Raw genomic sequence first — 25,051 nt, forward strand, 5'->3', positions numbered from 1 at the left:
GGTCGAAATACCAATTGCGGGTGCCGGAGGGCATTCTAACCAGCATGAACGAGCCTAAAACCAATGTGATGCCGGCAAAAAAATACTCTCACAGCCTCGGTGCCGACCCTACGATTGGTGGTTTGTTGGTGCTTGAACGGTGTTTCCAATGCGAGTGCCGGATGCCGGGGGAGGCTTCCCCGGGGAAGTCGGCAGCCATGGATGGCTGCCGTCTAGCCTACATGGACGTATTCACGGCGACCCCGGGGAAGCCTCCCCCGGCAGCCGGCACGGACCACGGGCACAACAACATACCCAGGCACCAAAACCGTGGCATCGTAGAATCCCAGTACCACGAACCAAGAAGCCAACTCTCCCGAGTATCAGTAACCTTTAACGGAGTAGTCGATCTCGAAGTCGACGCCTTCGATGCGGGTGAGGCCGGTGTCGATGGTGCCGTCGGCGTTCAGGTCGAGCCAGCGGTAGCCTGGGCCCTGGTGGTCGATCGAGAAGTCGTGGGTACCCGGTTCAAACTGGACGCAGGTGGACGGTGTGGAGATGTAGCGGACGCCGTCGATCATCTGGTCGCTGTTCTGGTGTACATGCCCCCAGAGGACCACTCTGACATTGGTGTGCCGTTTCAGCACCCGATGCAGGGCATCCTTGTTCTTGATGCCGATCTTGTCCATCCAGGTGCTGCCCATGTCGAGCGGGTGGTGGTGGAAGGTGACCAGGGCGTGCTTGTCGGCGTGCTGGGTCAGCAGCCGGTCGAGCAGGGCGAGCTGATCCGGGCCCAGGTTGCCGTAGACTTTACCGGGGACAGTGGAGTCGAGCAGGATGACGACCCAGTCGTCGCTGGTGTAGACCGGACGGTCGATGGAGGTGCGGCCGTTTGACAAGGCCGCCTTCATATTGGCACGGTCGTCATGGTTTCCCGCCGTCCAGCGGATGGGGGCCTTGAAACGGTCCACGTCGTGGATGAAGCGCTGATACGCTTCGACGGAGCCGTCCTGAGCGATGTCGCCTGTGGCCAGAATCAGGTCAATCCGGTCGCGTTCGGCTTCGATCCGCTCCAAGATCAGGTCGAGGCTGTATTGCGTATTCATGCCCAGCAAGGTGCCGTCCTGGCTGGCGTGAAGGTGACTGTCCGTTATCTGCACCAAATGTAGGGGCTGCTGCTTCAAAACGTCTTTCCACTGTCAACATAGGCTTGGGAGCGTGCGACCGTTCGAAGGGCGGGTGGTTATTGACCCCGTAATTAATTCGAACGGAGTTGGTCGATGGCTCCTTGGATCATTTTTACACAAGAAGTCTAGCCAATGTAAGCGCGGATGCACGATTCGCGACCTGAGTCACTGCATTTGTGCGACTCCGGTTGAAGATGTCGGACAATCGATGGACATTTGTTCGAACAGCCGTCAAAAACCCGTCAGGACGGTGTCCATTCCCGCTCGGCGACGCCGTGACGCAGCAAGTGAGCCAGCCATTCACCGAGAAACACGTTGGCCTGGGCCTTTTCGTCGATCTGATACATCCGATCGTTGGGGTAGGGGTAGACGCCCGAGAGCTGGCGGCCGCTGTCCCAGGTGACGACTTCGGCCATGCGGGCGTCGTGGTACATGCGTATGGTCAATTGAACCCGGTCCATCGGTTTGGGCAGGGCGGAGTTCTGTTTTATCAGGTTCACCGTGGAGGTGAATTTGAACCGTTCGATGATCTCGGCGTGCACCTGCACCGGCTCGTTGTTGCGACCGAACCACTGAAAGTCGTAGTGACTGTTCTTCAGCCCGCCCAGCAGCTTTTCCAGTCGCAGGAAATTGGCTTCGCTCAAGGCGTTCTGTTCGGGCAGGTCGGGTACGTAACGGCGGTTCATCAATGGGGTTAGGTGCTCCAGTCTGTGCGTAGTTGGTGTTCGTTTAATTGTAGCCACTGCAACGCGATCAGCGCGGCGGCGTTGTTGATGGTGCCATCGGTGCACCAGTGATAGGCATCCGACAGGGGCACCCGGTGCACCCGGATGTCCTCGCCTTCGTGATCCAGTCCGTGAATGCCGCCAGCGTTTGTGCTGTCGACCTCGGCCACATAGAGGTAGACGCGTTCATTGGTGCCGCCGGGGGAGGGCAGGTAATGGGTTATGGGGTGCAGCCGTCCCAGTTCAAGTCCGGCTTCCTCGACGGCTTCGCGTCGGGCGACCTCTTCGGGCCGCTCGTCCTTGTCGATCAGGCCGGCGACCAGTTCCATCAACCAGGGGTTGTCTTCTTTGAGCGCACCGACGCGAAACTGTTCGACCAGCACGATGTGATCCGTTTTGAAATCGACGAGTAAAACACAGACGGCGTCGTGGCGGTCCATCATCTCACGCTGTATGGTGAGCTCCTCGCCCCGGAACGTCCGGTGAGCGATGGTCAGCCGATCCATGTGGTAGAAGCCCCGGTAGAGGGGTTCGGTCTCGACGATCCTGAAACTGAATTCGGCGGTGTCGCGCGTCATGCCTTCCTCGGTGGTCGATGCTCGCCTGGGTCCGGCGGAGCGTGAAACAATGAAAGCGCACAGTATGGCACAAACCGACGCCATCGACCCGATGATCGGGCCGAATGGCCGAAGGCGCGGGTCAGTGACTTTTGGGGCTGTCGGCCGCCGGTCCAAGCGGCCACAATGCCCGCTATTTCGGGCTGACCACAGGGGCGCCAGCCGTCATAATGGCCCGTCCGGGAGCATCACGGAGACAGGATAGACATGACGATGAAGGTTATATCACGAACGCTCGCCGGTGCCCTGGCACTGGTCGCGACAACCGGCGCCTGGGCACAGGTGTCACTGATGGATGTGTATGAACAGGCGGTGACCAACGATCCGACCCTGGCGTTACAGCAGCTCAACCAGGACAACGCCCAAACACAGGTGACCAGCGGCTTCAGTAACCTCCTGCCGCAGGTAAACGCGTCGGCGAACTACACCGTCTCCAGCACCGAGGATCCGACGCCGGACTTCGAAGACGGCAAATCCTACGGTGTGGGAGTGTCGGCCTCGCAAAAAATCTTCGCTCTGGCCGCGGTCGACGCCTATGAGGCCGTCAAGCTGAATGCGTCCAAGATCGAGATCGAGACCGAATCCGCCCGCCAGGACCTGATCGTGCGTGTGGCCGAAGCCTACATCAACGTACTGCGCGCGCGCGATGCCCGGGACTCGGCCGAGACCCAGCTGACGGCGGTGGAGCGTCAATACGAGCAAACCGAACAGCGCTATGAAGTCGGTCTGGTCACCGTGACCGATGTCATGGACGCCCAGGCCACGCTGGATGAAACCCGGGTCGCGCTGATCGACGCCCGCAGCCAATACGACATCTCGCTGCAGAATCTCTCGGTGCTCACCGGCCAAATACCGGACGAGGTCATGCTTCTGGGCGACCGACTGCCGATCGAAACCCCGGTCGAGGGTGGTCAGGATCGCTGGATCGAAGTGGCTCTGGAGCGTCATCCCGACATACTGGCTGCCTTGAAAGGACTGGAATCCGGCGAGCGTGAACTGAGCGCGCGGCGCAACAACCGCCTGCCGACGGTGACCGCCAACGCCGACATCAATTATGGCGGCAGCGACCAGGAAATCGGCGACCCCGATTTTTCCGATCGCATCAGCAGTTCGGTCCGGCTGACGGTATCGGTTCCGCTCTACACCGGCGGTGCCACCTCGGCCGAGATCGTCTCCCGAGGCATCAGAAACAACATCGCCGAACAACAACTTGAATTGCTCAAGCGTAATATTTCGGTACAGGTCGGCAATTTGTATCGCCAGGTGCGGACCGATGCCCAGAACATCGCGGCCCAGGAACAGGTGGTAAAATCCCGCGAGAGCGCGCTGCAGGCCACCGAGGTCGGTTACGAAGTGGGCACCCGCAACATCGTCGAAGTGCTCAATGCCCAGCAGGCCGTCTTCGCGGCGCGCCAGGCGTACGCGAATGCGCGGTACGATTATCTGATCGATCGCCTCAAGCTGAAGCAGGCGGCGGGTCAATTGAGCGAAGAAGATCTGAAAGCCATCGAATCCTTTCTCGTCATGAACTGATCCGAATGGCCACCGGTTGCGTAACCGGTGGCTTTGCGTACAGGGAGGTACGAACCTCTGCGGGCACCGGGATGTGCATGAACCGCCACTTTAAGGATCCCGTCCGTTATGCTGACCGTTCACCATCTGGAATATTCCCGTTCCCACCGCATTCTCTGGCTGCTCGAAGAGCTGGGGTTGCCCTACGAGATCAAACACTACCGGCGGACCCGGGCGTTTCTGGCGCCGAAGGAGCTGAAAGCGGTGCACCCGCTCGGCAAATCCCCCGTGGTGACCTGGGACGACAAGACCCTGGCCGAGTCCGGTGCGATACTGCAATATCTCGCCGACACCCATCCGGACGCCGGTCTTGCGCTGCCCGTGGATGACCCGGCTTATGCGGACTATCTGTATTGGCTGCACGCGGCCGAGGGCTCGCTGATGCCCTGGCTGGTGATGAAACTGGTGTTTCAGCGCGTGCCCAAAGCCCCGATGCCGTTCTTCATTCGCCCGGTGGCTCGAAGCCTCAGCGAACGGGTGGTTGGCACCTTTATTCAGCCCAATATCGACAACCACCTCGCCCTGATCGAATCCTGGCTCGAGGACCGTTCCTGGTTTGCGGGCAACCGGATGACCCTGGCGGACATCCAGATGAGCTATCCGCTGGAAGCCGCCTCCGCCCGGGCGAATCTGGATAAATACCCCGCCGTAAAGGCGTATCTGGAACGGATTCGGGAGTTGCCGGCGTACCAGACAGCGCTTGAAAAGGGCGGAGCGCCGACGCCCTGACGGCTGAATAAGCGGTCGCGCACGGCGTGCGCGACCCAAAACCTCCCGGCCACTCCCTTTATGCCAACAGGTCATAAATTGGTATCTAAAAGAGTGAGCTTATAGACACTTCCCACGGTCATTCTTCTCAAAACACCGCTCGAAAACACCATAAATGTGAACCAGTTAACATAATAGAAAAGGTTCGCCTTTTTAGACCGCCCCTCGCTGTGTATAAATTTTAAACGCCAATCGTCAAATGGTTTTAGATTGGTATTAATCGCAGTCCGGTCCCAGCGATGCGACCGAGGATTAACAATAAAAAACAACGAGCGATGCAGGTTCAAACACTATGAAAACACAAAGCTTTCTTATCGGCGGTGCCGGGGTTCTGTTGAGCGCAGGCCTGATGGCGGCACCGGCCAAACCCGTCATCAGCTGGATGCCCGCCGAGGTGGCGGACGGAGCCGATACCTCCGTCGCCTGGGACATGTGGTGGGGCGAAAACGGCACCTCCTGGAATCTGACCGGCAATGGCGCCGATCTGTGCGAGGGCAGCCTGACGCCAAACGGTACCAATGCCCAGAGTGGCAGCTGCACCGTGGATCTTACGGCCGGCAGTCACGAACTGATCGTTAACCTCTGCAACGACAGCGGTTGCACCGCCAGTGACCCCAAATCCCTGACCGTCGCCGGTGGTGATTCCGGTGGCGACGATGGCGGCGATACCGGCGGTGGCGATGACGGCGGTGACGGTGACACGGGTGGTGGCGACGACAGCGCAACCGCCCCGGCCGCGCCGACCGTCGGCTGGCTGGGCGATCAGACGATGTCCAACGGCGAAGCCAATTTCACCGTTGGCTGGAACATGTGGTGGGGCGAAAACGGCACCGAGTGGCGCTTGCTGGAAAACGGCGTCGAGATCTACAGCGCCAGCCTGACCGCGAACACCCCCAATGCCCAGAGCGGCAGTGTGGGCGTGACCGTCACCGAAGCCGGTGACTACAGCTACGCGGTATCACTGTGCAACGGCGACGTCTGCACCGATTCCGCCACCAGCACCATCACCGTGGCCGCGGGTTCCGGTGGTGGCGACGACGGCGGCGGTGATGACGGCGGCGACACCGGGGACTTCGATCCGTGGACCGACCTGGACATGACCGGTTGGCCACACCCGTTGAAGCAGAACAATCAGCCGTACGACACCCAGGCCGCCGGCAAACAGGTAGGCGCCTATTTCGTCGAGTGGGGCATCTATGGCCGCGACTATCAGCCGTCCGATATTCCGGCCGAGAACCTGACCCATCTCTACTACGGCTTTATCCCGATTTGTGGTCCGAACAGCTCGCTGCAGGACGCCAACCCGAGCGGTTACAGCGCTCTGGTGAGTCAGTGCGAAGGCAAGCAGGATTATGAAGTCGTGGTGCACGACAAGTTCGCCGCGCTGGAGAAATCCTACCCGGGCGATCAGTGGGATCAGCCGATTCGCGGCATATTCGCGCAGATGTACCGCCTGAAACAGGCGCATCCGGATCTGGTCATCCTGCCGTCCGTCGGTGGCTGGACGCTGTCCGACCCGCTGTACGACATAGGCACCGACCCGGCCGCGCGCCAGGTTTTCATCGACTCGATGATCGCCTTCATCAAGAAGTACGACTTCTTCGACGGCATCGACATCGACTGGGAATTCCCTGGTGGCGGTGGCGCCAACCCGGACCTGGGCAGCCCCGAAGACGGCCAGGGTTTTGTAACCCTGATGCAGGAACTGCGGGTCGCACTGGATGAGCTGGAAGCCGAAACCGGTCGCACCTATCAACTGACCGCCGCCATGAGCGGGGGCGTCGAGAAGCTGAGCGCTGTCGGCGATGGCTGGGACGACGCGGCCCAGGTGATGGACCACATCAACCTGATGACCTACGACTACTACGGCGCCTGGAACAACGTATTGGGCCACCAGACCGGCCTGTATCCGGCTCCGGATGCCGCCAAGCCGGGCTTCAGCGCCCACGAAGCCGTGCAGTACATGCTCAGTGAAAACGTACCGCCGCAAAAACTCAGCCTTGGTGTGGCCATGTACGGTCGCGGCTGGAAAGGTGTCACCGGAGGTCAGCCCGACTATCCGTTCACCGGCACCGGCGGCGGCGCCATCGAAGGCAGCTGGGAAGCCGGCATCCAGGACTACAAGGACATCGAGTCCGAGGTCATGGGCGGCCCGGCCGGCGACGGCATCAACGGCTACCAGGTCTACTGGGACGACACCGCCCAAGCCAGCTACGCCTGGGATTACACCAACGGCAACCTGCTCACCTTCGACACCCAGCGCTCCGTCGAAGCCAAGGGCGACTACGTGCTGCAAAACAACCTCGGCGGCCTCTTCGCCTGGGAAATCGACGCGGACAACGGCCACATCCTGAATTCGATGAATTCCGGGTTGGGTAATCCGCAGCAGTAAGGTCGAAGCCGCGCCCGGCTACGGGCGCGGCTGTAGCACGGTACTTGTAGGGCGGAAGAGCGAAGCGTTATCCGCCGTTATTCGGACTGTGGCAAGGGTGGAGATCACTGCCACGGTACTAAACGGCAGATAACGCCTACGGCTCTTCTGCCCTACAGCCCCAACACCTTTAGTCCAACAAACACCAAGGACCCATCATGAACACCCAATTCACCCTAAGCACGATGCTGGGCGGCCTGCTCCTGGCCGGCTCCGCATCGGCCTACGACTGTACCGGCCTCCCCGACTGGGACGCCGGCACCGCCTACAGCGGCGGCGATCAGGTACAACACAGCGACACCGCCTATGAAGCCAACTGGTGGACGCAGAACCAGAATCCGGCAGACCACAGCGGCGATTACCAGGAATGGACCGATCTCGGTGCCTGCGACGGTATATCAGACCCGAACACGCCACCGACAATCAGCCTGACCGACCCGGTCGCCGGGGACTACCCGACGGGAACCCAACTGACTCTGTCGGCCACCGCAAGCGACAGCGACGGCACTGTCCAGAGCGTGACGTTCCTGGTCGACGGCACCACGGTCGAGACACTCACCAGCGCGCCTTACAGCACCGTCTGGTCGATCACGACCGGGTCGCACACCATCACCGCGCGGGCGCAGGACGACGATGGCGATACCTCGCAGGCCAGCGTCTCCGTCACCGGCGTCTCCGACAACGCCGCCCCGACAGTCAGTCTGACCAGCCCACAGGCCAGCGACGAACCCGCGCCGGGTGATGTGTTGAGTCTCACAGCCGATGCCAGTGACAGCGATGGCGATATCGCGGGCGTGGAATTCTTCGTCAACGGCGCCAGCGTCGGCAACGACAGCACCGCACCCTATGCCATCGACTGGACCGCCGGCGAAGGCGACTACGCCTTTTTCGCCCGTGCCACGGATAACGACGGCACCACGACCGACAGCGGCACGGTGTCCCTGACCATCGGCGAACCGCCGGTCAGCGATAGCGGATGCCGTCCCGAAGGTCTGTACCAGACCGCGGGCATCGATGTGCCGTACTGCACTGTCTACGACGACAACGGCCGCGAAGACCTGGGCGCGAACCACAACCGCCGCATCATCGGTTACTTCACCTCATGGCGCACCGGCAAGAACGGGCAGCCGGCGTATCTGGCCAACGACATTCCCTGGCAGAAACTGACCCACATCAACTACGCCTTCGCGCATATCAACGACCAGAATGAACTCTCGGTCGGCGACACCGCGAATCCGGACAACCCGGCCACCGGAATGACCTGGCCGAACGTGCCTGGCGCCGAGATGGACCCGTCACTGTCGTATCAGGGGCATTTCAACCTGCTGACCCGGTACAAGGAACAGCACCCGCATGTGAAGACGCTGATTTCCGTGGGCGGTTGGGCCGAGACCGGCGGCTATTTCGACAGCACCGGCCAGCGCGTCGACAACGGCGGTTTCTACACCATGACCACCAATGCCGACGGCAGTGTGAACCATCAGGGTATCGAAACCTTCGCCAACTCCGCCGTCGACTTCATCCGTGAATACGGCTTCGACGGCGTCGACATCGACTACGAATACCCCACCTCGATGACCGGCGCCGGCAACCCGCTGGACTTCGACTACGCCGACAATATGCGCGGCGACCTGTGGCGCTCCTACCAGGTGCTGATGAAAACCCTGCGCGAAAAACTCGACCAGGCCGGCGCCGAAGACGGCCAGCATTACATGCTGACCATCGCCGCTCCGAGTTCCGGTTACCTGCTGCGCGGTATGGAAGACTTCGACGTCACGCCGTATCTCGATTACGTCAACATCATGACCTACGACCTGCACGGCGCCTGGAACGAATACGTCGGCCACAATGCCGCGCTGTACGACACCGGTGAAGACGCCGAACTCGAAGCGGCGAACGTTTATGGCACCGCGCAATACGGCGGTATCGGCTACCTGAATACCGACTGGGCCGTGAAGTACTTCCGCGGTTCCATGAGTGCCGGGCGCATCAACATCGGCGTGCCCTATTACACGCGCGGTTTCCGGAACGTGCAGGGCGGAACCAATGGTCTGTGGGGAACGGCCGAACTGCCGGACCAGACCGACTGCCCGACTGGCACCGGCGTCAACAGCCCGTGCGGCTACGGCGCCACCGGTATCGACAACTTGTGGCACGACAAGGACGAAGACGGCAATGAAATGGGCGCCGGCTCCAACCCGATGTGGCACGCCAAAAACCTCGAAGACGGCATCGTCGGCAGCTACGTCACCGACTACGGCTTCGACCCGAACATGAACCTGACCGGAACCTACAACCGTCACTACGACAGCGTCGCCGAAGCGCCCTGGTTGTGGAACCCGGACACCCGGGTCTTCCTCAGCACCGAAGACGAACAGTCGATGAACGCCAAAGTGCAATATGTCGTCGACGAAGGCGTTGGCGGCATCATGTTCTGGGAACTGGCCGGTGACTACGACTGGTACCCGAACCGTGGCGATAGCGGCGAGTACTACATGGGCACGACCCTGACCGACATCGCCTACAACGCCTTCGCGGGCGCCACCGAATACGGCAATGTGCAGGCCACGAACCTGACCGACCCGGCTGAAGTGGTTGATGTCTCGGTCGAGATCTCGGGCTTCAAGGTGGGTGACAACAACTACCCGATCAACCCGACACTGACCTTGACCAACAATACCGACGTCGAACTGCCGGGCGGTGCCGAAGTACGCTTCAACATGTCCACCGCCACGTCCAGCGACATCTCCGACCAGAGCGGCGCCGATTTGACCGTGCTGGAAGACGGCAGCAATGCCGCCGGCAACAACATCGGCGGGTTGGAGAACACCTTCCACCGGGTCGGCTTCACCTTGCCGAGCTGGCAGACGCTGGCGCCGGGTGAAAGTGTCGAGATCACGCTGAACTACTACCTGCCCGTATCGGGCCCGGCCGGCTACCGCCTGCACCTGGGTGGCAACGTCTACGGCCTGAAGGATGAACACCCGGATTTACCCGTGGTCAACCCGACCACCGGTGACGGTTCGGGCGATGGAGATGGTGACGGCAACGGCGATGGCGATGGCGATTGCGACACCACCGGCGTCAACGCCTACCCGAACTTCCCGCAAACCGACTGGGCCGGCAACCCGAGCCACGCCGTGCAAGGCGACCGCCTGACGCACGACGGTTCACTGTGGGAAGCCAACTGGTGGACCCAGGCCGAACCCGGAACCGACGGTTCCTGGAGCGAAGTCTGCGCATTGTGATGGTGTTTTAAACCATCAAAAAAAAAGAATGCCCGCGCAATGCGGGCTTTTTACGTAGGGTGGGCACTGCCCACCTAGTAGTGGGCCTGAACCATTATCTGGCCCAATGGCTAAAAGCTCAAAACAGTTCAGTAGGTTGGATTAGCAAAGCGTAATCCAACAACACAATGACACCCGCAAGAACCAATTGGCCAGGTTGCGTTGGATTACGCTTCGCTAATCCAACCTACTCAATGAATGAACCATTGAAGGCAGGTGTCTACCCGAGCCCTCAGAAAATCGACCAGCCGATGCGTTTCGACAGGATCTCCAGCGCAGACATACCAGCCAGGGAGTTACCCGCTGCATTGAGTTCCGGCGACCAGACACACACGGAAAACTGGTCCGGCACGATCGCAACGATGCCGCCGCCCACACCACTCTTACCAGGCAGCCCGACCCGATAGGCGAAGTTCCCGGCTTCATCATAAAGACCACTGGTCGCCATCAGCGCATTGATTTTTTTACTGTCGAGTTCGGACAGTATCTGGGTATCGCTGTGTCGGCAGTACCCCCGGTTGGCCAGAAAGCTGAAGGCCTTGACCAGATCGACACAGGACATGCGCAACGAACAATTATTAAAGTAGTACCGCAACACCTCTTCCACATTGTTGTGGAAATTCCCGAACGATTGCATCAGATACGCCATGGCCGCGTTGCGGGCCCGGGTTTCGAATTCGGAATCCGAGACGGCGTGGTCGTAGTGGAGGTTGGGGTTACCGGTCAGGCGTCGAACAAACTCCCGCATGGCATACTGCGGTGCCGCAATGCGTGAATAGTTCATGTCACTGATCACCAACGCACCGGCATTGATGAAGGGGTTGCGGGGAATGCCCGACTCATACTCCAGCTGCACCAGCGAATTGAACGGTTGACCCGAGGGTTCATGACCCACCCGCGACCAGATGTCCTCCCCGTATTGCTGCATGGCCAATATCAGGTTGAACACCTTGGAAATACTCTGGATGGAGAACTCCGATTCGGCGTCGCCCGCCGTATGCAGGGTGCCGTCGTTGCTGTAGATGGCAATGCCGAACTGGTCGGGGTTTACTTCAGCCAATGCCGGTATGTAGTTCGCCACCTGGCCTTGTCCGATAAGCGGCCGAACCTGGTGCAGAATGTCATTCAGGAGGTCTTCCACGGGCGTCCCCAATACAACGGGTGGATCAAAGCAGGCTGAGCATTATGGGGAATAGCACCGGACTGGTCTACGAGCTAAGTCCAATCCTCTGGAATGAGTGTTTTGCCTTCAGTGATAAAAGTCACAATCGGTGTCGGCGGAGCGACACCGTTTGCGGTGTTGGTGCAGGTCATAGATCAATAGGACGGGTGCGTTTCTGCCCCTCTTCCCGGTCGCTTCCAGCCGAACCAGATCAACCAACCGATCAACAACACCTCTCCAATGAAGGTGACACTGGCCACATTCAGGTCATACTGTGGAATCATTAAGGTCCCGAGCGTGTCGGCCAGGTAACCGAGTCCGGCGATAACGATCAGAGCGCCCAGAAAGCCGGGGAACAGGCGTGCGCGCATCATCAGGTACCCCAGGCACACCAGGTGACAGCCGAAAACCCCGAGACCAAAGTTAAAGGTGGTGAAGAAGCGGTTCAGGTCGTGTTGTAACAACAGGTTCCAATGAGGCGAGCCCTGAACCGGCGACTGCAACAGGGTCTGGGCATCGATCAGGGATGCGGTGGCGACCAGTAACAGCGCGGTGTACACCAGTCGGAACCAGGCGGTCAGCAGCGACAGTTGCGACTGCTCTCTGGAGAAGATGCCGTGAAGGGCCCAGGCCACCAGCACGTCCAGTACGGCGACCGTCAGGAAGATCACGATACTGACCTGGAACATCGTTCCGGACGCCCGCAGGGCGTTGACCTGGGCGGCCGCATCGCCGGCTGTGCGAATCGGCTCCAGCACGGTGAAAAATGCAATGGGCGCCAACAGCGCCATTAGCAGCAGGGCGACACCGGCTACGCGGGCGGCCTTGCGTTGATGGGAAGTCAGTGCGGTGTGTGTCATGGCGTCAGCCCGTCCGTCGTAAATGGTGAGGAAGGGGAATGCTAGCGCGATGATTCGAGCCGTATTTGATAATTTGTGCGGTAGAGACCCAAACGCGGGAGAGACCCGGACATGACGATGAACCAGACGCTCGGTTTTTTGCAGACGCTGGTGGACGACATCGAAGCGCATCTGGATGAAGAGGTCAGTGTTTTAACGCTGTCCGAGCGCAGTGGTTTGTCCCCCTGGCACTTTCAACGCTGGTTCAAGAGCCTGATCGGCGACAGCCTCGGCTCCTACCTGCGCGGTCGCCGGTTGACGCGGGCCGCTCAGCTGTTGCTGGAAACCGACATGGGCATCATCGACATCGCCGTCAGCGTCGGTTTCGGCTCGCACGAGGCCTTCTCGCGTTCGTTCAAGGCTTACTTCTCGATGTCGCCCAAGGCCTTTCGCCAGAGTCGTCCCCGCGTGCGATTGAACGACAAGCCCTTACTGGATGAACACCTGGTGCACCACATAGCCCATCGGGTGGCGCGCGAACCGGTCATCGAGGTGCGCCCTGCTTTCAGCATCGTCGGGTACCCCACACAGATTCCATCGCCGTTCGTTACCGATCAGACCAACTGTTACCTGATGCAGCCTGCCTGGATGCGGTTGTTTGAACAGGAAGCCTCGATACCGGGGGGAATTCCGAAGTCCTACTTTGGCCTGACCCTCAGTGAATCCGGCCGGTTTAACGAAGATGAGCTGACGCACCTGGCAACCATCGAAACCCGGGAACCGGAGAGTGCGCCCCCGGACATGACCGTTCATCACCTGCCCGAGCAGCGTGTGGCGATGTTTGATGTCGACGGCATTGACGCCGAGGCGGCCAACCGAACCATCGATTTTATTTACGGCTATTGGTTGCCGAACTCGGGCCATCGCCGGGGGGAGGGCAGCGATTACGAGTGGATGGTCGAGGTTGAACAGTTCAGTGCCTCGACCGGCTCCAGGTATGTGATTCCACTCCGCGACTAGGAGACGTCAAAGGTCACCGTTCGTTTTTGCACGCCTTTGATGGAACCGCCTTCGCCGAAATTCGGATCCAACTGGCCTTTTTGAGTGCGCTGAATGGCCACGTCCGCATCGCAAGCGGTCACCGGGTCTTCACCATCGGGAATGACGTCCGACAGGTCCATGGCATAGTGACCGTCATCGTCCACGCTCGGTCGCAGGCCGCCGAACATGCGATTGTCGCCGCTTTCGGTCCGACAGTCGAAGGTGTACAGAATGCTCACCTTGTTATCGCCGGACGGTGACCAGTTCAGATCGACGTCCTCATCGAATCCGTAGGTCTCCTTCGCCATCGATTGAATGTCGAATGGCTCCGGCAACATCACCGTTGACGAAGGTGCGCTGGTGTCTTCTTCACGTTCGAAACCGATGATGTATTCGGTGTGCGTGCTCGATGACGACACCCAGGCTTCATACGTCGTACCGATCGGGCTCGAAGATTCCGACAAGGGAATTTTCTGACCGTCGGCCGTGACGTACAAACGGTCGCCTCCGGTTAACTTCAAATCCGTACCGTTGATGCCGGATCCGCTTTGCAGGCTGGCGGAGACGTGTGCCTGAGCATTCGGGTCCGATGATGTCGACACAACTTCAATGGCCGCGCTGATGCCCGCCGTTTTGACGTTTTCCGAATCGGTGACCGAACAGCCTTGAAGAAGGAGGGACAGAGCCAGCGTTCCGGCCAGCGCACAATGAACTCGTTGCATGAGATACTCCATTATTCAACATCGTGGCTGCCGTGACGTCATCCACCCCGTGCAACCGTTAGGTCCATTAACCTAGCATTACCAAGTGCGTACTTTGCTGGTGTATCGTGTTGAAAATGTAGCGGCTCTTTCGCTGAACGAAGGGTCCTGTAGGGTTGTTCCCCATCGGGGCGGTCAACGTGTTATGGCCCGTTTGATAAAGCGTCCCGCACTGCGTGCCTGTTCCACGATGACGGACCAGTTGTGTTGTTTGGACATCAGTTGCAGACGTCTAGCGCGGCCGGGTTTGGCCTGTTCAATGGCTTCCTCGACCAGGGCCTGCAACAGGTCCAGGTTGTAGCCGTCCGCACCCTGATCGAGCCGGACCGGCACCAGATCCTCCTCGCGGGCGTCCAGATCCTCCGCGATCGCCTCCAGTGCCTCGCCGATCGAACGGGCCTTGGGCTCGTCGCGTCGGTCCAGATCGTAGGGCGGATTCCATTCGCGCGCCGGCGAGAGCCGGTCGACATGGCTGATGACCAACAGAATCGGCGGTCGGGTCCGGTCGGGGTGGGCTTCGAACCAGTCGTGGATGGACCGCAAGGCGTGGTGGTCCAGATGGCGATCCGCGCGGTGGGCGGCGACCACCCAGAGAATGCAGTCGGCCTGGGCGCAGTGTTCGCCCCACCAGCTTGCATCCTGTACCCGCGTCAGCCCCGGCGCGTCGGTGAGAATCGCCAGAGCTTCGCCGTGTTCGTCGGTCAGTTGGTAGCGGTCGCGACCGTCGGTCATCGGCAGGGCGTCCACAGCCGCGCGGGCTTCCTGCAAGAGCGCATTGACCAGACTGGACTTACCGACATTGACCTGGCCGCCGACCCACACCTGCACCGGTCCCGGCGGCGGTGTGGTCTGAATCTCGGCGGCCGCCAGATCGCTCAACGACCGGGTGTGGATCTGCAACCGGCCGGAGTAGAGTTCGATCGACGCCCGGCCGACTTCCTCCACCCAGATGCGTGCGCCTTTTTGGCGCAGGTAGCTGCTGGTCGAATCCATCGCCACGTCCAGGATCTTCTCCCGGGCCTCGGCCAGCAGGGCGGACAGCGGATTGACCAGCCGGACGAAGCGATAGGCCAGCTTGGCGCCCTTGTAGTATTTCATGCTGCTGGAGCGCACTTGCCACAGCCGCATCAGTTGCCCGACCTGAAACATCTGGGCGGCCGGGACATGGTCGGACAGCACCAGACGCAGCCGCTGGCTGACGCGTTCGGTCAGCAACAGGGCCTCGGGCAGGGTGAAATTCCAGACCGGATCCTCGTGTTTCGGGTAGTACTCGGCGGCGACCGCCTCGATGACCACGCGGGCCCGCTGCAGCAACAGCGTCTGGCTGGCCAGGATCGATTTGTCCGTCTCCCGTGCCAGACGCTGAACGACCGCCCAGGCGTCCAGATCCTGAGGGCTCCAGTCGTCGTTGGCCGGCGTGACCGGCGGTTCTTCGGCATCGGGTGTGTCGGCTGTGTCAGGTCGGGCACTTCGGCGCATCCAGAGGGCGATCAGATAACCGGTCAGCGTCAGTACCGCGCCGATTCCCAGCCACCAGAGCATCCACCCCTGTTGCCACAGCCAGGCGATGCCGGCCGGAATCAACAGGACCGGCGGAATCAGCACCAGTACGAGTATCAGGCTGGTCAGGCTGACCGCATGGCGCTGGAAAGCGGGTCTATTCCTTGGGTTCTTGGTCACGCGAGGCTTTACCGAGTCGGTTGTGGAACAGTTGCCAGGCTTCCTTCAGCGAACCGCGATAGGCGTCCGCGACGCCGGCCGGGTCCGTTTCGCCGAGTTCGGCCTGTTCGAGATAGTAGCAGGCGGCCCGACCCAGGGCATAGGTGACGGTCGCGCTGGCGGTGCCGGCGGCGACCGCCCCGACGGACTGACCGTAGACCGGCACCAGCTTGCCCAACTGGCGCGCCCCGAAACTGGCGCCGATGCCGAGCAGGGTGCCGGAACCGAGCGAGGTGGCGAATTCGGTCAGAGAAGTCCGGTCCCAATGGCGGCCGTAGTAGTGGCCGATGGAGTGCAGCATCTTGCCTTGCAAGGTTGGCACCGTGACGAAACCCGCGACCGGTATCATGTCGGTCAAACCGGCCGCCATGGCGTAGCCGACCAGATGCGGGTGCAGCTGTCTCAACCGTTCGCTGCCACCGGTCAGCGTCAGGCTGCGCAGTTGCTGGCGTTGGGCATCGTCCAGCACCTGATCGAGGGCGTCGAGCAGGGCTTCCAGGCCGTAGTCCGGATCGCTAAAGCCGTCTTCCGGCCGCGTCAGGTCCACGGCCACGGTGTGGACCGGGCCGTCGCCGGGCAGATCGCCCAGCTCGTCCGCCTGGGCTTTCAGGGCCCGCTGCAGGTCGTGCAGATCCGGATCGGACATCAAAGCGTCGTAGTCCGGATGGTCGCGGTCATCCGGATAGGCGTCGTGCAGGCGCGTTTGCACCAGAATGACGGGCCATTGCGGGTTGTGTTTGCGCAAACGCCGCAGGTGGCCGAACACCTCTTCCTGCTGCGGATCCAGCGCCCGGGCCACCACCAGTACAGCGTCGGCCTGCTGCGCCAGGTTCTCCAGTTCGGCTTCCGGGCTGTAGTTCAGCTCGCCCAGCCCCCGGGTGTCGAGAAACCGCACCAGAGGCAACTCGGGCGGGAACTCGAACGCCCGCGCGTGGCGCGTGCAGGGTTTGAAACCGGCGCCGATCTCGGCTTCCGGGTGACGGGTGATGGCGTGGATGATCGACGTCTTGCCTGACTGCACCTTGCCCAGCAGCCACAACGTCGGCGCCCGGTCGAGCGTTTGCTCGGCCAGATCCTCGGGGATCGCCGCGTCCGGCTGGGGTTGCAGCACTTCCTTGATGATGCGTTTCCAGTTGCGGTTGAGAAAGTTGAAGGCCATCGTCGTTTACGGCATCTCTTATGACACTGTCTGACCCTTAGCATGGTGCCTTTTTGATGTTATTGCGAGGTGACGAAAGTCGCGAAAGCCGTGAGAGCCGCTTCGAATGCCGGCGTTGCCCGCCGTGCCTTCCACAACGGTCTCCCCGGGGTTCAAGAACTCGGCCTACGGTTTTCAAACAATGTTATTTGATACTTGATGGTGAACCATGAAGTGACAGGTAGTACTATTCGCGCCTTCCAGGGAATTGTTGTAGTGCCCTTCCACTGAAAACCCATGTTTAAGGACTGTCATGAAAAAAACATTTGCGCTCGTAATGGGGTCCCTCGCCGCACTTCAGGGGTGCGACATCGTTGAAGAATCCAATGAGGTCGACACTGATGAGATGTACATCGACGTAAAGCTGACGCGGCTGGATACCGCTGACATGGACACGCTGGACGTCCGGTTTGAAACCGAGAATGACATCTACGCTTACGACACCAATGTTCTGCAATTAACCAAGGAAGATACCGTAACGGTGTATGTCGATGGCGAACCCCATACCCCTTTTGAGGTCATCGACGAATCCGAACAGGATCGGGACGTCTACTACCGGGTCGAGTTACCAAAATCTCAGGGTTCGACGAATTACCGAGTGGCCTTGACCCGGCAAGACCATCAGGATGCGCCCGATACCCAATTCACCGTACCGGAACCTCCACCTTTCACGACAGTGCCCGACCAGGTGATCGGGGTCGACGAATCTCTGGTCATCACCTGGACGCCGGACGATCAAGTGAACGTGCGCTACACAAACACCCTGAACTGCACGGATGATTCGGGTGCGGAACGGATTTTCGAAGACGAGGATAAAACCGAAAACAGCGGGACCTTTGTTCTGGATAACAGCGCTCATTTTAGCCCACTGTCAAACGTTGAACGGCAATCCCTCGACTGCGATGGTGTTTTTCAGTTTCATCATTACGACTACAGCGGCGACGTCGACCCACACTTCAGTATCGGTTCCATTCACGTAAAACAGATCCGGACACTGCCCTATAAAGTCAGCGGCGCGGTAGACTGATTGTCACAGTTCACGGGGCGGTGCGTCGCTCACCGCGCCGTGGCATCCATCACAGATGTTCAAGCTAAACCGCCACTTCCCTGTTCATTTAACGGACGTTGAGGCAGACTGAGCCTTGGCAACGACCCTGGCAGTGAAAGGCCATCGGTCGACAAGGTAGCCTTGCGTGGGACATGCAGGCTGTCGCTACAAACAACAAGGAGATCACGATGAAACCAGCGCAGTCTTTGTGCATCGGTGTGTTGAGTGTGTCCGCGCTCTCGGGGTGTGTGGAATTCTTCGATGACGTGTCCACGGAGGACACCGCCAACAACAGCAATTCGGAATGCACCATAGAATGGGAAGACGGCGTCAACGGATCCCTGGCCGTCTCCCAATCCTGTAAAGCCTTGAAAGTCTGTACCCCTGCCAGCCCTCAAGGGTTTAATCCGTCGCACTACATCAGCGGCGATACGTTTGATGCCTCAAGTCGCACGCTTTTCAACCGCCTGGTGCGGTACGACCGCGGCACCACTGAACTGGAGCCTGGCCTGGCCGAAAGCTGGGATGTCTCAGGCGATGCTCTGACCTATACCTTTCACCTACGCGACGACGTAGCTTTCCACAGCCGCCCGGATTTCGAGCCCAGCCGACCGCTGAACGCCGACGATGTGGTGTTCACCTTCGAACGCATGATGGATACCACACACGACTTCCACGACGTCGGTGGAGGTGACTATCCCTACTTTGGTTACATGGGGATGGGCGACCTGATCGACTCCGTAACCGCCGTGGACGACAACAGTGTCCGCTTCACCCTGTCCGAAGTGAACGCCACCTTTTTGCCCAACCTGACCATGGACTTCGCCTCCATCCAGTCCGCTGAATACGCCGAGGCCATGGCGACGGCCGGCACACCGGAGCGTGTCGATCAAACGCCTATCGGCACCGGTCCGTTTAAACTGGCGCAGTATCAACCTGGTGAGGTTGTTCGCTACCTGCCGCACGACGCTTACTGGGAAGGCAAAACCCCGGTGGACCTGCTCGAATTCATCATCGAACCGGATGACGATCAACGCCTGACCAATGTGAAGAACGGCAGTTGTCACCACATGGCCTACCCGCCGACCGATGAACTCGTCAACCTGGAACAGGATGACTCGGTTACTGTGTTGTCCCAGGCCGCATTGAACGTCGGTTACCTGGCCTTTAACACCGACAAGACCCCGTTCGATAACGTGAACGTGCGCCGAGCCCTGAATCACGCCACCGATCGGGCGGCGATCCTGAGCACGGTGTACCAGTCAAAAGGCCAACTGGCGACCAACCCCATCCCGCCGACGATGTGGTCCCATAACGACGACGTGACCGGCTATGCGTACGACCCGACGCTGGCCAAACAGATGCTGACCGATGCCGGTTATGGTGACGGGTTCGAGACCGAGCTTTGGGTCATGCCGGTGCAACGGCCCTACAACCCGGACGCTGACACCATGGCGACAATGATTCAGGACGACTGGGCCGACGTCGGCGTCACCGTCACGCTCGTTGACCAGTACGACTGGGGTGAATACCTCGACCGCACCCTGGATGGAGAACACTCGGTGATGATGCTGGGCTGGACCGGCGACAACGGCGATCCGGATAACTTCCTCAATACGCTATTGAGTTGCGATGCCGCAGACAGTGGTGGCAACCGTGCATTCTGGTGCAACCCCAATTTCGACTCCGAAGTGAATGCAGCCCTCGAAACCACCGACATCGCCACTCGAACCGACCACTACGAACAGGCACAGCAATATTTCAATACCGGTGCACCCTGGGTCCCGCTGGCCCATTCCGTCCAGTACGAAGTGATTCATCCGGACGTGACCGGCTATGTGCAAAACCCCATGGGGTGGCACGACTTCTACGGCGTCGGCCTGGCCGACTGACCCCATGTCCCAGCCGAACCCGGCCGGGGCTTTCCCGTTTTTGTCCGTTTGGTCTAAGGTAGACACCACACATCGTGCAGGAGTGTCACCATGACCGAATCGCTGAAACGCTTGATCGAACAGGCCCCGAAAACCGAATTGCACCTGCACATTGAGGGCAGCCTGGAGCCGGAACTGATGTTCGCCCTGGCGCGACGCAACGACATCGACTTGCCGTACGACAGCGAAGAGGACGCTCGAGCGGCCTATCAATTCGACGACCTGCAGGGCTTTCTCGACCTGTATTATCAGGGCATGTCGGTGCTGCAAACCGAGCAGGATTTCTACGACCTGACCCTAGCCTACCTGGAGCGCATCCACGCCGACAACGTCGTCCACACCGAGGTGATGTTCGACCCCCAGGCCCACCTGGAACGTGGTGTGCCGTTCGAAGCGGTGCTGAACGGCATCGAACGGGCCCTGGAGGACGGCCAACGGGACTGGGGCATCAGCTACAAGCTGATCATGTCCTTCCTGCGCCACCTGTCCGAAGAAAGCGCCTTCGAAACTTTGACTGCCGCCGAACCCTATCTCGAACGCATCTACGCCGTCGGGCTGGACTCCGGCGAGCAGGGTCACCCGCCCGAGAAATTCGCCCGGGTATTCGAACGGTGCCGGGAGCTGGGCCTGAAACTGACCGCACACGCCGGCGAGGAAGGACCGCCGGATTACGTCCGGCAGGCGCTTGAGGTGATCGGTGTCGACCGCATCGACCATGGCAACCGTGCGCTCGAAGACGAAGACGTGGTTCGTATGCTGGCCCAGAGGAATATGACGTTGACGGTGTGCCCGCTGTCGAACCTCAAGCTGAACGTCATACCCGAAATGTCGCAGCACCCCATGTTAGCGATGCTTAACGCCGGGCTGAAAGCCACCGTCAACTCGGACGACCCGGCCTATTTCGGCGGCTATGTGAACGACAATTACCGGGCGCTGATCGATCACCTGCCGGTGTCCAGCGAGCAACTTCATCGACTGCTGGTCAACGGCTTCGAAGGCGCCTGGATGGATGACGCGGAACGGAAAAAACACCTGGAAACGTTGGATCGGATGTTCAATGCGGTAAGCTAGGAAAAAACAGCGCCTGCGCTGAACCGCCCGGAAGCCGAACCGATGTCCCTGTCCATCCTGACCACCAAGCTGTATGCGCCGCCACCGCGCCCCGGGGCGGTGCGACGCTCGCACCTGTTGCAACGCCTGGCGTCCGGGACGGACCGCCCCCTGACCCTGGTTTCGGCGCCTGCCGGGTTCGGCAAAACCACCCTGGTGAGCGATTGGGTCACCGCCCAGCAACGGCCGCTGGCCTGGCTGTCATTGGACGAGTCCGACGGGGATCTGTCCCGGTTTCTGGTCTACGTCATTTCCGCCTTGCAGGGTGTCTCGCCGCCCCTGGGGCAGGGTGTGTTGTCCGCCTTGCAGGGTCAGTCGTCGCCCCCGATGGAACACCTGATGACGGCGCTGATCAACGACATCGATCGGCAACCGGAACCGATTATCCTGGTGCTGGACGATTATCATCGGCTCGAGTCCCAATCCGTCGATGCCGCCCTGATGTTCCTGCTGGAGCACATGCCCCGCGCATTGCGCCTGGTCCTGGTCACCCGGGAAGATCCGCCATTGCCGCTCGGTCGGCTCAGAGCCCGGGGGCAACTGATGGAACTGCGCGCGGCCGATCTTCGGTTCAACGACCGGGAAGCCGCCGAGTTCCTGAACCGGTGCATGGGGCTGACGCTAACCGAGGCCGACATCGCCACTCTGGACGCCCGAACCGAAGGCTGGGTCGCCGGTCTGCAACTGGCCGCGATTTCGATGCAGGACACGGACGACCCGGCCCGTCTGATTCAGGCCTTCAACGGCAGCCACCAGTTCGTGCTCGATTACCTGTTGGAAGAGGTTCTGAATCGACAGGACCCGGACACCCAGGCCTTTCTGCTGCGCACCGCCTTGCTTGATCGCTTTTGCGCCGAACTGTGCGATGCCTGCCAGGAGGCATCGGAACCCAGGGCCCGGGCGGTGCTGGACGCTCTGGAACAAGCCAACCTCTTTTTGATACCGCTCGATACCGAACGACGGTGGTATCGCTATCATCATTTGTTCTCCGACCTGTTGCGCCAGCGCTTGCGGCAGGTCGCTTCCCCGGACGTCGTCGCCGAGTGGCACAAAAAGGCTAGTCAATGGCTTCACGATCACGACTGGCCGCTGGAGGCGTTTCAGCAGGCCGTGGCGTCCGGCGATATCGACCTGGCCACCCAGCGTCTACTCGGCGATACCATGCCACTGCATTTGCGCGGAGAGATCATCCCGGTGTTGGACTGGCTGGATTCACTCTCCGTGGAGGTGAAAAACCGTCGTCCTGTGCTCTGGGTGATGCACGCCTCGGCCCTGATGATGCTTGGCCGGCTGGCAAGCATACCGCCCAAGCTGGAAGCCGCCGAAATCGCCCTGGCGCACTACCCGGAGTGCCCCGAAACCGACAACCTGCACGGGCACATCGCCGCCAACCGGGCGTTCCTGGCCGTCAGCCGGCACGATGTGGACAGCATGCGGGTGCAGTCCCAACGGGCGTTGGCGCTGCTGGACGCCCACAACCTGCCGGCACGCACGGCCGCGCAGTGGGCGCTGGGGCATGCACACGCCCTGAGCGGTGACCGGGCCGAAGCGCGCAAGGCGCACAGTGAAGCCCTGGCCGTCAGCCAGTCCATTGGCCACCGGATCATCACCATCGTATCGACGACCGGGCTCGGTCATTTGCACTGGCTCGACAACGAGCCCCAGGCCGCGGCGGAAACCTACGAACGGCTGCTGGACCAGGCCGGAGACCCGCCGCTGCCGATTTACAGCGAAGCCCACCTCGGGCTGACGCGCATTTACTATGAATGGAACGACCTGGACCGGGCCGCCCACCACCTGGACCGGGCGCTGAAACTGGCGGACCAGTACGAACACCTCGACCGGACCGTCGCCTGCGACTGGCAAAAAGCGCGGCTGGCCCAGGCGCGCCATGACACCGAGGGTGCGCTCACCCTCCTGACCCGCACCCGGCAGTTCGCCCGGCAACAGGCCTTCCCGTACCACATACCGGACCTCATCAACGAGGAATGCCGGCTGCGGCTGAGCCAGGGCGACGTGGCTACCGCGGCCGAACTGATCACCGATGACGCGCCCGTGGACAGCCGGGCGCGCCTCGCGCTGGCCCGGGAAGACGGCGAAAAAGCGCTGGCCCTACTGAAACCGGCCCTCGATGAAGCCGTGTCGCGGGAATGGACCGACCGGCAACTGGACCTGCTTCTTCTGCAAGCGCAAGCCTATGAGGTATTGGGCCGCACAGACGACACCCTGGCCACTCTGCGCAAGGCTCTGCCACTGGCCGAACCCGGAGGATTCATCCGCCGCTTCCTGGACGAAGGACCGACCCTCGCCCGGTTGCTGGCCCGCGCTCAAAGCCAGGGGCTCGATACGGACTATGTGCGCCGGTTATTGGCGGCTTTTCACGAAGCCACCCCCACATCCGCCCCGAACCATTCTGCTTTGGTCGACCCGCTCTCGAAACGCGAACTGATGGTTCTGGAACTGATCTCCGAAGGGCTCTCCAACCAGGCCATCAGTGAACGATTGTTCCTGGCCTTGAGTACCGTCAAAGGACACAACCAACGCATCTTCGACAAACTCGGCGTCAAGCGTCGGACCGAAGCCGTCGCCCGTGCCCGTGAACTGGGCCTGTTTCGCTGACGCCGGGTACTGTTCCCGCAAAACCCTACTTAAGTAGCTATTCCCCCCACGCCGGTCTTCGTACAGTTCACTCACCTTGCACCGTCGGAGAACGCAACCATGGCCCTACAGACCGAGCCCGATAGTCACGTCTACCAGCTGCGGCTGGACGGCCATCTGGATCGGCGCTGGGGTTCCTGGTTCGGAGCCCAGTCCATGACGCATGACGCCAACGGCGAAACCATCATGGCTTGCCGGGTGGTGGACCAGGCCGCGTTGCACGGCTTGCTGCGCAAGGTGCGGGATATCGGGGTACCGCTGATCGCGGTGCGCCGTGTCGATTGAGCGAGAGGGGAAGAAGATGAAAAAAGTCTGCATCGTCGGCGCGTCCGGCAAACTCGGCCAGTACATGGTTCAGCACGCCCTGGATCGCGGCTACGAGGTCGTCGGGGTTTGCCGGGAAACCAGCGTCGGCAAACTGGATAAATTCAAAGACCGCATCACCATCGTACCGGGCGACACCAACGACCGGGCCGTGATCAAACAGGCCGTCGCCGGTTGCGACGGTGTACTGGTCGTGCTCGTTCCCTGGGGCGTGCGCGACTATTCCTCGGGCACCGCCCAGGCCGTTATGGACTATGCCGAGCCCGGCGCACGCCTGATCTTTTCCTGTGGCTGGCACATCACCAAGGACGGCAAGGATCAGTATTCGTGGCTGTTCACCACCATACTGGCGATTGTGAACAAACTGGCGCGGTTCTTCCGGTTCGTCGACATCGACGACCAGGTCAGAGCCTGTGACCTCGTCTTCAAAAGCAACACACGTTGGACCGTGGTGCGTGGCAGCAGCCTGGAAGAAGGCGAGAGCCAGGGGTTGCCGGTCTGGAGCAAGCACGTCGGCGACCCGGTTCTTGAAAGCGACCTGACGCGCCGCATCGACTTCGCCCTGTTCATGGTCGCCGCACTGGAAAACGACGACCTGATCCACGAAGCCCCGGCCATCGTCGGGTGTCAGACTGAATCCGCCATAGCGCACCGTTCGTTCAACGGATTGAAAGGCGCCTGATTTAAGAAAAAG

At 60.6% G+C, this 25,051-nt stretch carries 19 protein-coding genes; 11 read left to right on the forward strand and 8 right to left on the reverse strand.

What is annotated here, in order from left to right; genetic code table 11:
* Nucleotides 1-362: 362 nt before the first annotated feature.
* The 3 genes from cpdA to IE111_RS23585 all read right to left on the reverse strand — a co-directional run bounded on the left by cpdA (nucleotide 363) and on the right by IE111_RS23585 (nucleotide 2,469).
* Nucleotides 363-1,163 (reverse strand): 3',5'-cyclic-AMP phosphodiesterase, encoded by an 801-nt coding sequence (cpdA, locus tag IE111_RS23575; RefSeq protein WP_189613587.1) that lies wholly within the window; start codon nucleotides 1,161-1,163, stop codon nucleotides 363-365.
* 245 nt (nucleotides 1,164-1,408) lie between these two features.
* The gene (locus IE111_RS23580; RefSeq protein ID WP_189613589.1) at nucleotides 1,409-1,852 is read right to left on the reverse strand and encodes a DUF1249 domain-containing protein; all 444 of its coding nucleotides are present in this window, start codon (nucleotides 1,850-1,852) and stop codon (nucleotides 1,409-1,411) included.
* Between the two features lie 8 nt (nucleotides 1,853-1,860).
* Nucleotides 1,861-2,469 (reverse strand): NUDIX domain-containing protein, encoded by a 609-nt coding sequence (locus IE111_RS23585; RefSeq protein WP_189613591.1) that lies wholly within the window; start codon nucleotides 2,467-2,469, stop codon nucleotides 1,861-1,863.
* A 252-nt stretch (nucleotides 2,470-2,721) separates the two neighbouring features.
* On the opposite strand from IE111_RS23585, the gene IE111_RS23590 reads away from it, so the two are divergent.
* The 4 genes from IE111_RS23590 (at nucleotide 2,722) to IE111_RS23605 (ending at nucleotide 10,527) form a co-directional block, all read left to right on the forward strand.
* Nucleotides 2,722-4,041 carry a TolC family outer membrane protein gene (locus IE111_RS23590; protein ID WP_189613592.1) on the forward strand — a complete coding sequence of 440 codons (1,320 nt, stop codon included), beginning with the start codon at nucleotides 2,722-2,724 and terminating at the stop codon, nucleotides 4,039-4,041.
* 108 nt (nucleotides 4,042-4,149) lie between these two features.
* The gene (locus tag IE111_RS23595; protein WP_189613594.1) at nucleotides 4,150-4,809 is read left to right on the forward strand and encodes a glutathione S-transferase family protein; all 660 of its coding nucleotides are present in this window, start codon (nucleotides 4,150-4,152) and stop codon (nucleotides 4,807-4,809) included.
* Between the two features lie 331 nt (nucleotides 4,810-5,140).
* Nucleotides 5,141-7,240: a glycosyl hydrolase family 18 protein gene (locus IE111_RS23600; protein WP_189613596.1), complete on the forward strand. Its 2,100-nt coding sequence runs from the start codon at nucleotides 5,141-5,143 to the stop codon at nucleotides 7,238-7,240.
* Between the two features lie 197 nt (nucleotides 7,241-7,437).
* The gene (locus IE111_RS23605; RefSeq protein WP_189613598.1) at nucleotides 7,438-10,527 is read left to right on the forward strand and encodes a glycosyl hydrolase family 18 protein; all 3,090 of its coding nucleotides are present in this window, start codon (nucleotides 7,438-7,440) and stop codon (nucleotides 10,525-10,527) included.
* 271 nt (nucleotides 10,528-10,798) lie between these two features.
* Here IE111_RS23605 and glsB read toward each other — a convergent pair whose 3' ends face one another.
* Together glsB and IE111_RS23615 are read right to left on the reverse strand one after the other, a co-directional pair.
* On the reverse strand, nucleotides 10,799-11,707 hold the full coding sequence (gene glsB, locus IE111_RS23610; RefSeq protein ID WP_189613600.1) for a glutaminase B: 909 nt from the start codon (nucleotides 11,705-11,707) through the stop codon (nucleotides 10,799-10,801).
* Between the two features lie 176 nt (nucleotides 11,708-11,883).
* Nucleotides 11,884-12,588 carry a DUF4386 domain-containing protein gene (locus IE111_RS23615; protein WP_189613601.1) on the reverse strand — a complete coding sequence of 235 codons (705 nt, stop codon included), beginning with the start codon at nucleotides 12,586-12,588 and terminating at the stop codon, nucleotides 11,884-11,886.
* 111 nt (nucleotides 12,589-12,699) lie between these two features.
* Between IE111_RS23615 and IE111_RS23620 the strand changes: the two genes are divergently transcribed.
* Nucleotides 12,700-13,587, forward strand: coding sequence for a helix-turn-helix domain-containing protein (locus tag IE111_RS23620; protein ID WP_229805501.1), 888 nt, complete (start codon nucleotides 12,700-12,702; stop codon nucleotides 13,585-13,587).
* On the opposite strand, the gene IE111_RS23625 is transcribed toward IE111_RS23620, so the two are convergent.
* From IE111_RS23625 to IE111_RS23635, 3 genes are all read right to left on the reverse strand, one after another.
* Nucleotides 13,584-14,330: a hypothetical protein gene (locus tag IE111_RS23625; RefSeq protein WP_189613603.1), complete on the reverse strand. Its 747-nt coding sequence runs from the start codon at nucleotides 14,328-14,330 to the stop codon at nucleotides 13,584-13,586. The genes IE111_RS23620 and IE111_RS23625 overlap by 4 nt on opposite strands.
* A 174-nt stretch (nucleotides 14,331-14,504) precedes the next feature.
* Nucleotides 14,505-16,049 carry a GTPase family protein gene (locus tag IE111_RS23630; protein ID WP_229805502.1) on the reverse strand — a complete coding sequence of 515 codons (1,545 nt, stop codon included), beginning with the start codon at nucleotides 16,047-16,049 and terminating at the stop codon, nucleotides 14,505-14,507.
* Entirely contained in the window at nucleotides 16,027-17,247 is a 1,221-nt protein-coding gene (locus tag IE111_RS23635) for a YcjF family protein (protein ID WP_189613605.1), read from the reverse strand. Before IE111_RS23635 ends, IE111_RS23630 begins: the two co-directional genes overlap by 23 nt.
* A 292-nt stretch (nucleotides 17,248-17,539) precedes the next feature.
* Between IE111_RS23635 and IE111_RS23640 the strand changes: the two genes are divergently transcribed.
* The 6 genes from IE111_RS23640 to IE111_RS23665 all read left to right on the forward strand — a co-directional run bounded on the left by IE111_RS23640 (nucleotide 17,540) and on the right by IE111_RS23665 (nucleotide 25,039).
* Nucleotides 17,540-18,313, forward strand: coding sequence for a hypothetical protein (locus IE111_RS23640; RefSeq protein ID WP_189613608.1), 774 nt, complete (start codon nucleotides 17,540-17,542; stop codon nucleotides 18,311-18,313).
* 209 nt (nucleotides 18,314-18,522) lie between these two features.
* Nucleotides 18,523-20,226 carry an ABC transporter substrate-binding protein gene (locus IE111_RS23645; RefSeq protein ID WP_189613610.1) on the forward strand — a complete coding sequence of 568 codons (1,704 nt, stop codon included), beginning with the start codon at nucleotides 18,523-18,525 and terminating at the stop codon, nucleotides 20,224-20,226.
* A 90-nt stretch (nucleotides 20,227-20,316) separates the two neighbouring features.
* Nucleotides 20,317-21,336, forward strand: a complete 1,020-nt coding sequence (locus tag IE111_RS23650; protein WP_189613612.1) for an adenosine deaminase — start codon at nucleotides 20,317-20,319, stop codon at nucleotides 21,334-21,336.
* Between the two features lie 42 nt (nucleotides 21,337-21,378).
* The gene (locus IE111_RS23655; RefSeq protein WP_189613614.1) at nucleotides 21,379-23,994 is read left to right on the forward strand and encodes a winged helix-turn-helix domain-containing protein; all 2,616 of its coding nucleotides are present in this window, start codon (nucleotides 21,379-21,381) and stop codon (nucleotides 23,992-23,994) included.
* Nucleotides 23,995-24,093: 99 nt separating this feature from the next.
* Nucleotides 24,094-24,318, forward strand: a complete 225-nt coding sequence (locus IE111_RS23660) for a DUF8691 family protein (RefSeq protein ID WP_189613616.1) — start codon at nucleotides 24,094-24,096, stop codon at nucleotides 24,316-24,318.
* A 16-nt stretch (nucleotides 24,319-24,334) separates the two neighbouring features.
* Nucleotides 24,335-25,039, forward strand: coding sequence for an NAD(P)-dependent oxidoreductase (locus tag IE111_RS23665; protein WP_189613618.1), 705 nt, complete (start codon nucleotides 24,335-24,337; stop codon nucleotides 25,037-25,039).
* The last annotated feature ends 12 nt before the right edge of the window (nucleotides 25,040-25,051 follow it).

The sequence above is a fragment of the Saccharospirillum salsuginis genome (assembly GCF_014651855.1).
Lineage (GTDB): Bacteria > Pseudomonadota > Gammaproteobacteria > Pseudomonadales > Natronospirillaceae > Saccharospirillum > Saccharospirillum salsuginis.

Bases quoted from the DNA above. Each gene is read 5' to 3' on its own strand.
- IE111_RS23650 (WP_189613612.1), top strand. From the start codon at position 20,317: ATGACCGAATCGCTGAAACGCTTGATCGAACAGGCCCCGAAAACCGAA.
- IE111_RS23605 (WP_189613598.1), top strand. From the start codon at position 7,438: ATGAACACCCAATTCACCCTAAGCACGATGCTGGGCGGCCTGCTCCTG.
- IE111_RS23595 (WP_189613594.1), top strand. From the start codon at position 4,150: ATGCTGACCGTTCACCATCTGGAATATTCCCGTTCCCACCGCATTCTC.
- IE111_RS23660 (WP_189613616.1), top strand. From the start codon at position 24,094: ATGGCCCTACAGACCGAGCCCGATAGTCACGTCTACCAGCTGCGGCTG.
- IE111_RS23600 (WP_189613596.1), top strand. From the start codon at position 5,141: ATGAAAACACAAAGCTTTCTTATCGGCGGTGCCGGGGTTCTGTTGAGC.
- IE111_RS23585 (WP_189613591.1), bottom strand. From the start codon at position 2,469: ATGACGCGCGACACCGCCGAATTCAGTTTCAGGATCGTCGAGACCGAA.
- IE111_RS23590 (WP_189613592.1), top strand. From the start codon at position 2,722: ATGAAGGTTATATCACGAACGCTCGCCGGTGCCCTGGCACTGGTCGCG.
- IE111_RS23640 (WP_189613608.1), top strand. From the start codon at position 17,540: ATGAAAAAAACATTTGCGCTCGTAATGGGGTCCCTCGCCGCACTTCAG.
- IE111_RS23645 (WP_189613610.1), top strand. From the start codon at position 18,523: ATGAAACCAGCGCAGTCTTTGTGCATCGGTGTGTTGAGTGTGTCCGCG.
- IE111_RS23665 (WP_189613618.1), top strand. From the start codon at position 24,335: ATGAAAAAAGTCTGCATCGTCGGCGCGTCCGGCAAACTCGGCCAGTAC.
- IE111_RS23615 (WP_189613601.1), bottom strand. From the start codon at position 12,588: ATGACACACACCGCACTGACTTCCCATCAACGCAAGGCCGCCCGCGTA.
- IE111_RS23635 (WP_189613605.1), bottom strand. From the start codon at position 17,247: ATGGCCTTCAACTTTCTCAACCGCAACTGGAAACGCATCATCAAGGAA.
- IE111_RS23655 (WP_189613614.1), top strand. From the start codon at position 21,379: ATGTCCCTGTCCATCCTGACCACCAAGCTGTATGCGCCGCCACCGCGC.
- IE111_RS23580 (WP_189613589.1), bottom strand. From the start codon at position 1,852: ATGAACCGCCGTTACGTACCCGACCTGCCCGAACAGAACGCCTTGAGC.
- IE111_RS23620 (WP_229805501.1), top strand. From the start codon at position 12,700: ATGACGATGAACCAGACGCTCGGTTTTTTGCAGACGCTGGTGGACGAC.
- IE111_RS23625 (WP_189613603.1), bottom strand. From the start codon at position 14,330: ATGCAACGAGTTCATTGTGCGCTGGCCGGAACGCTGGCTCTGTCCCTC.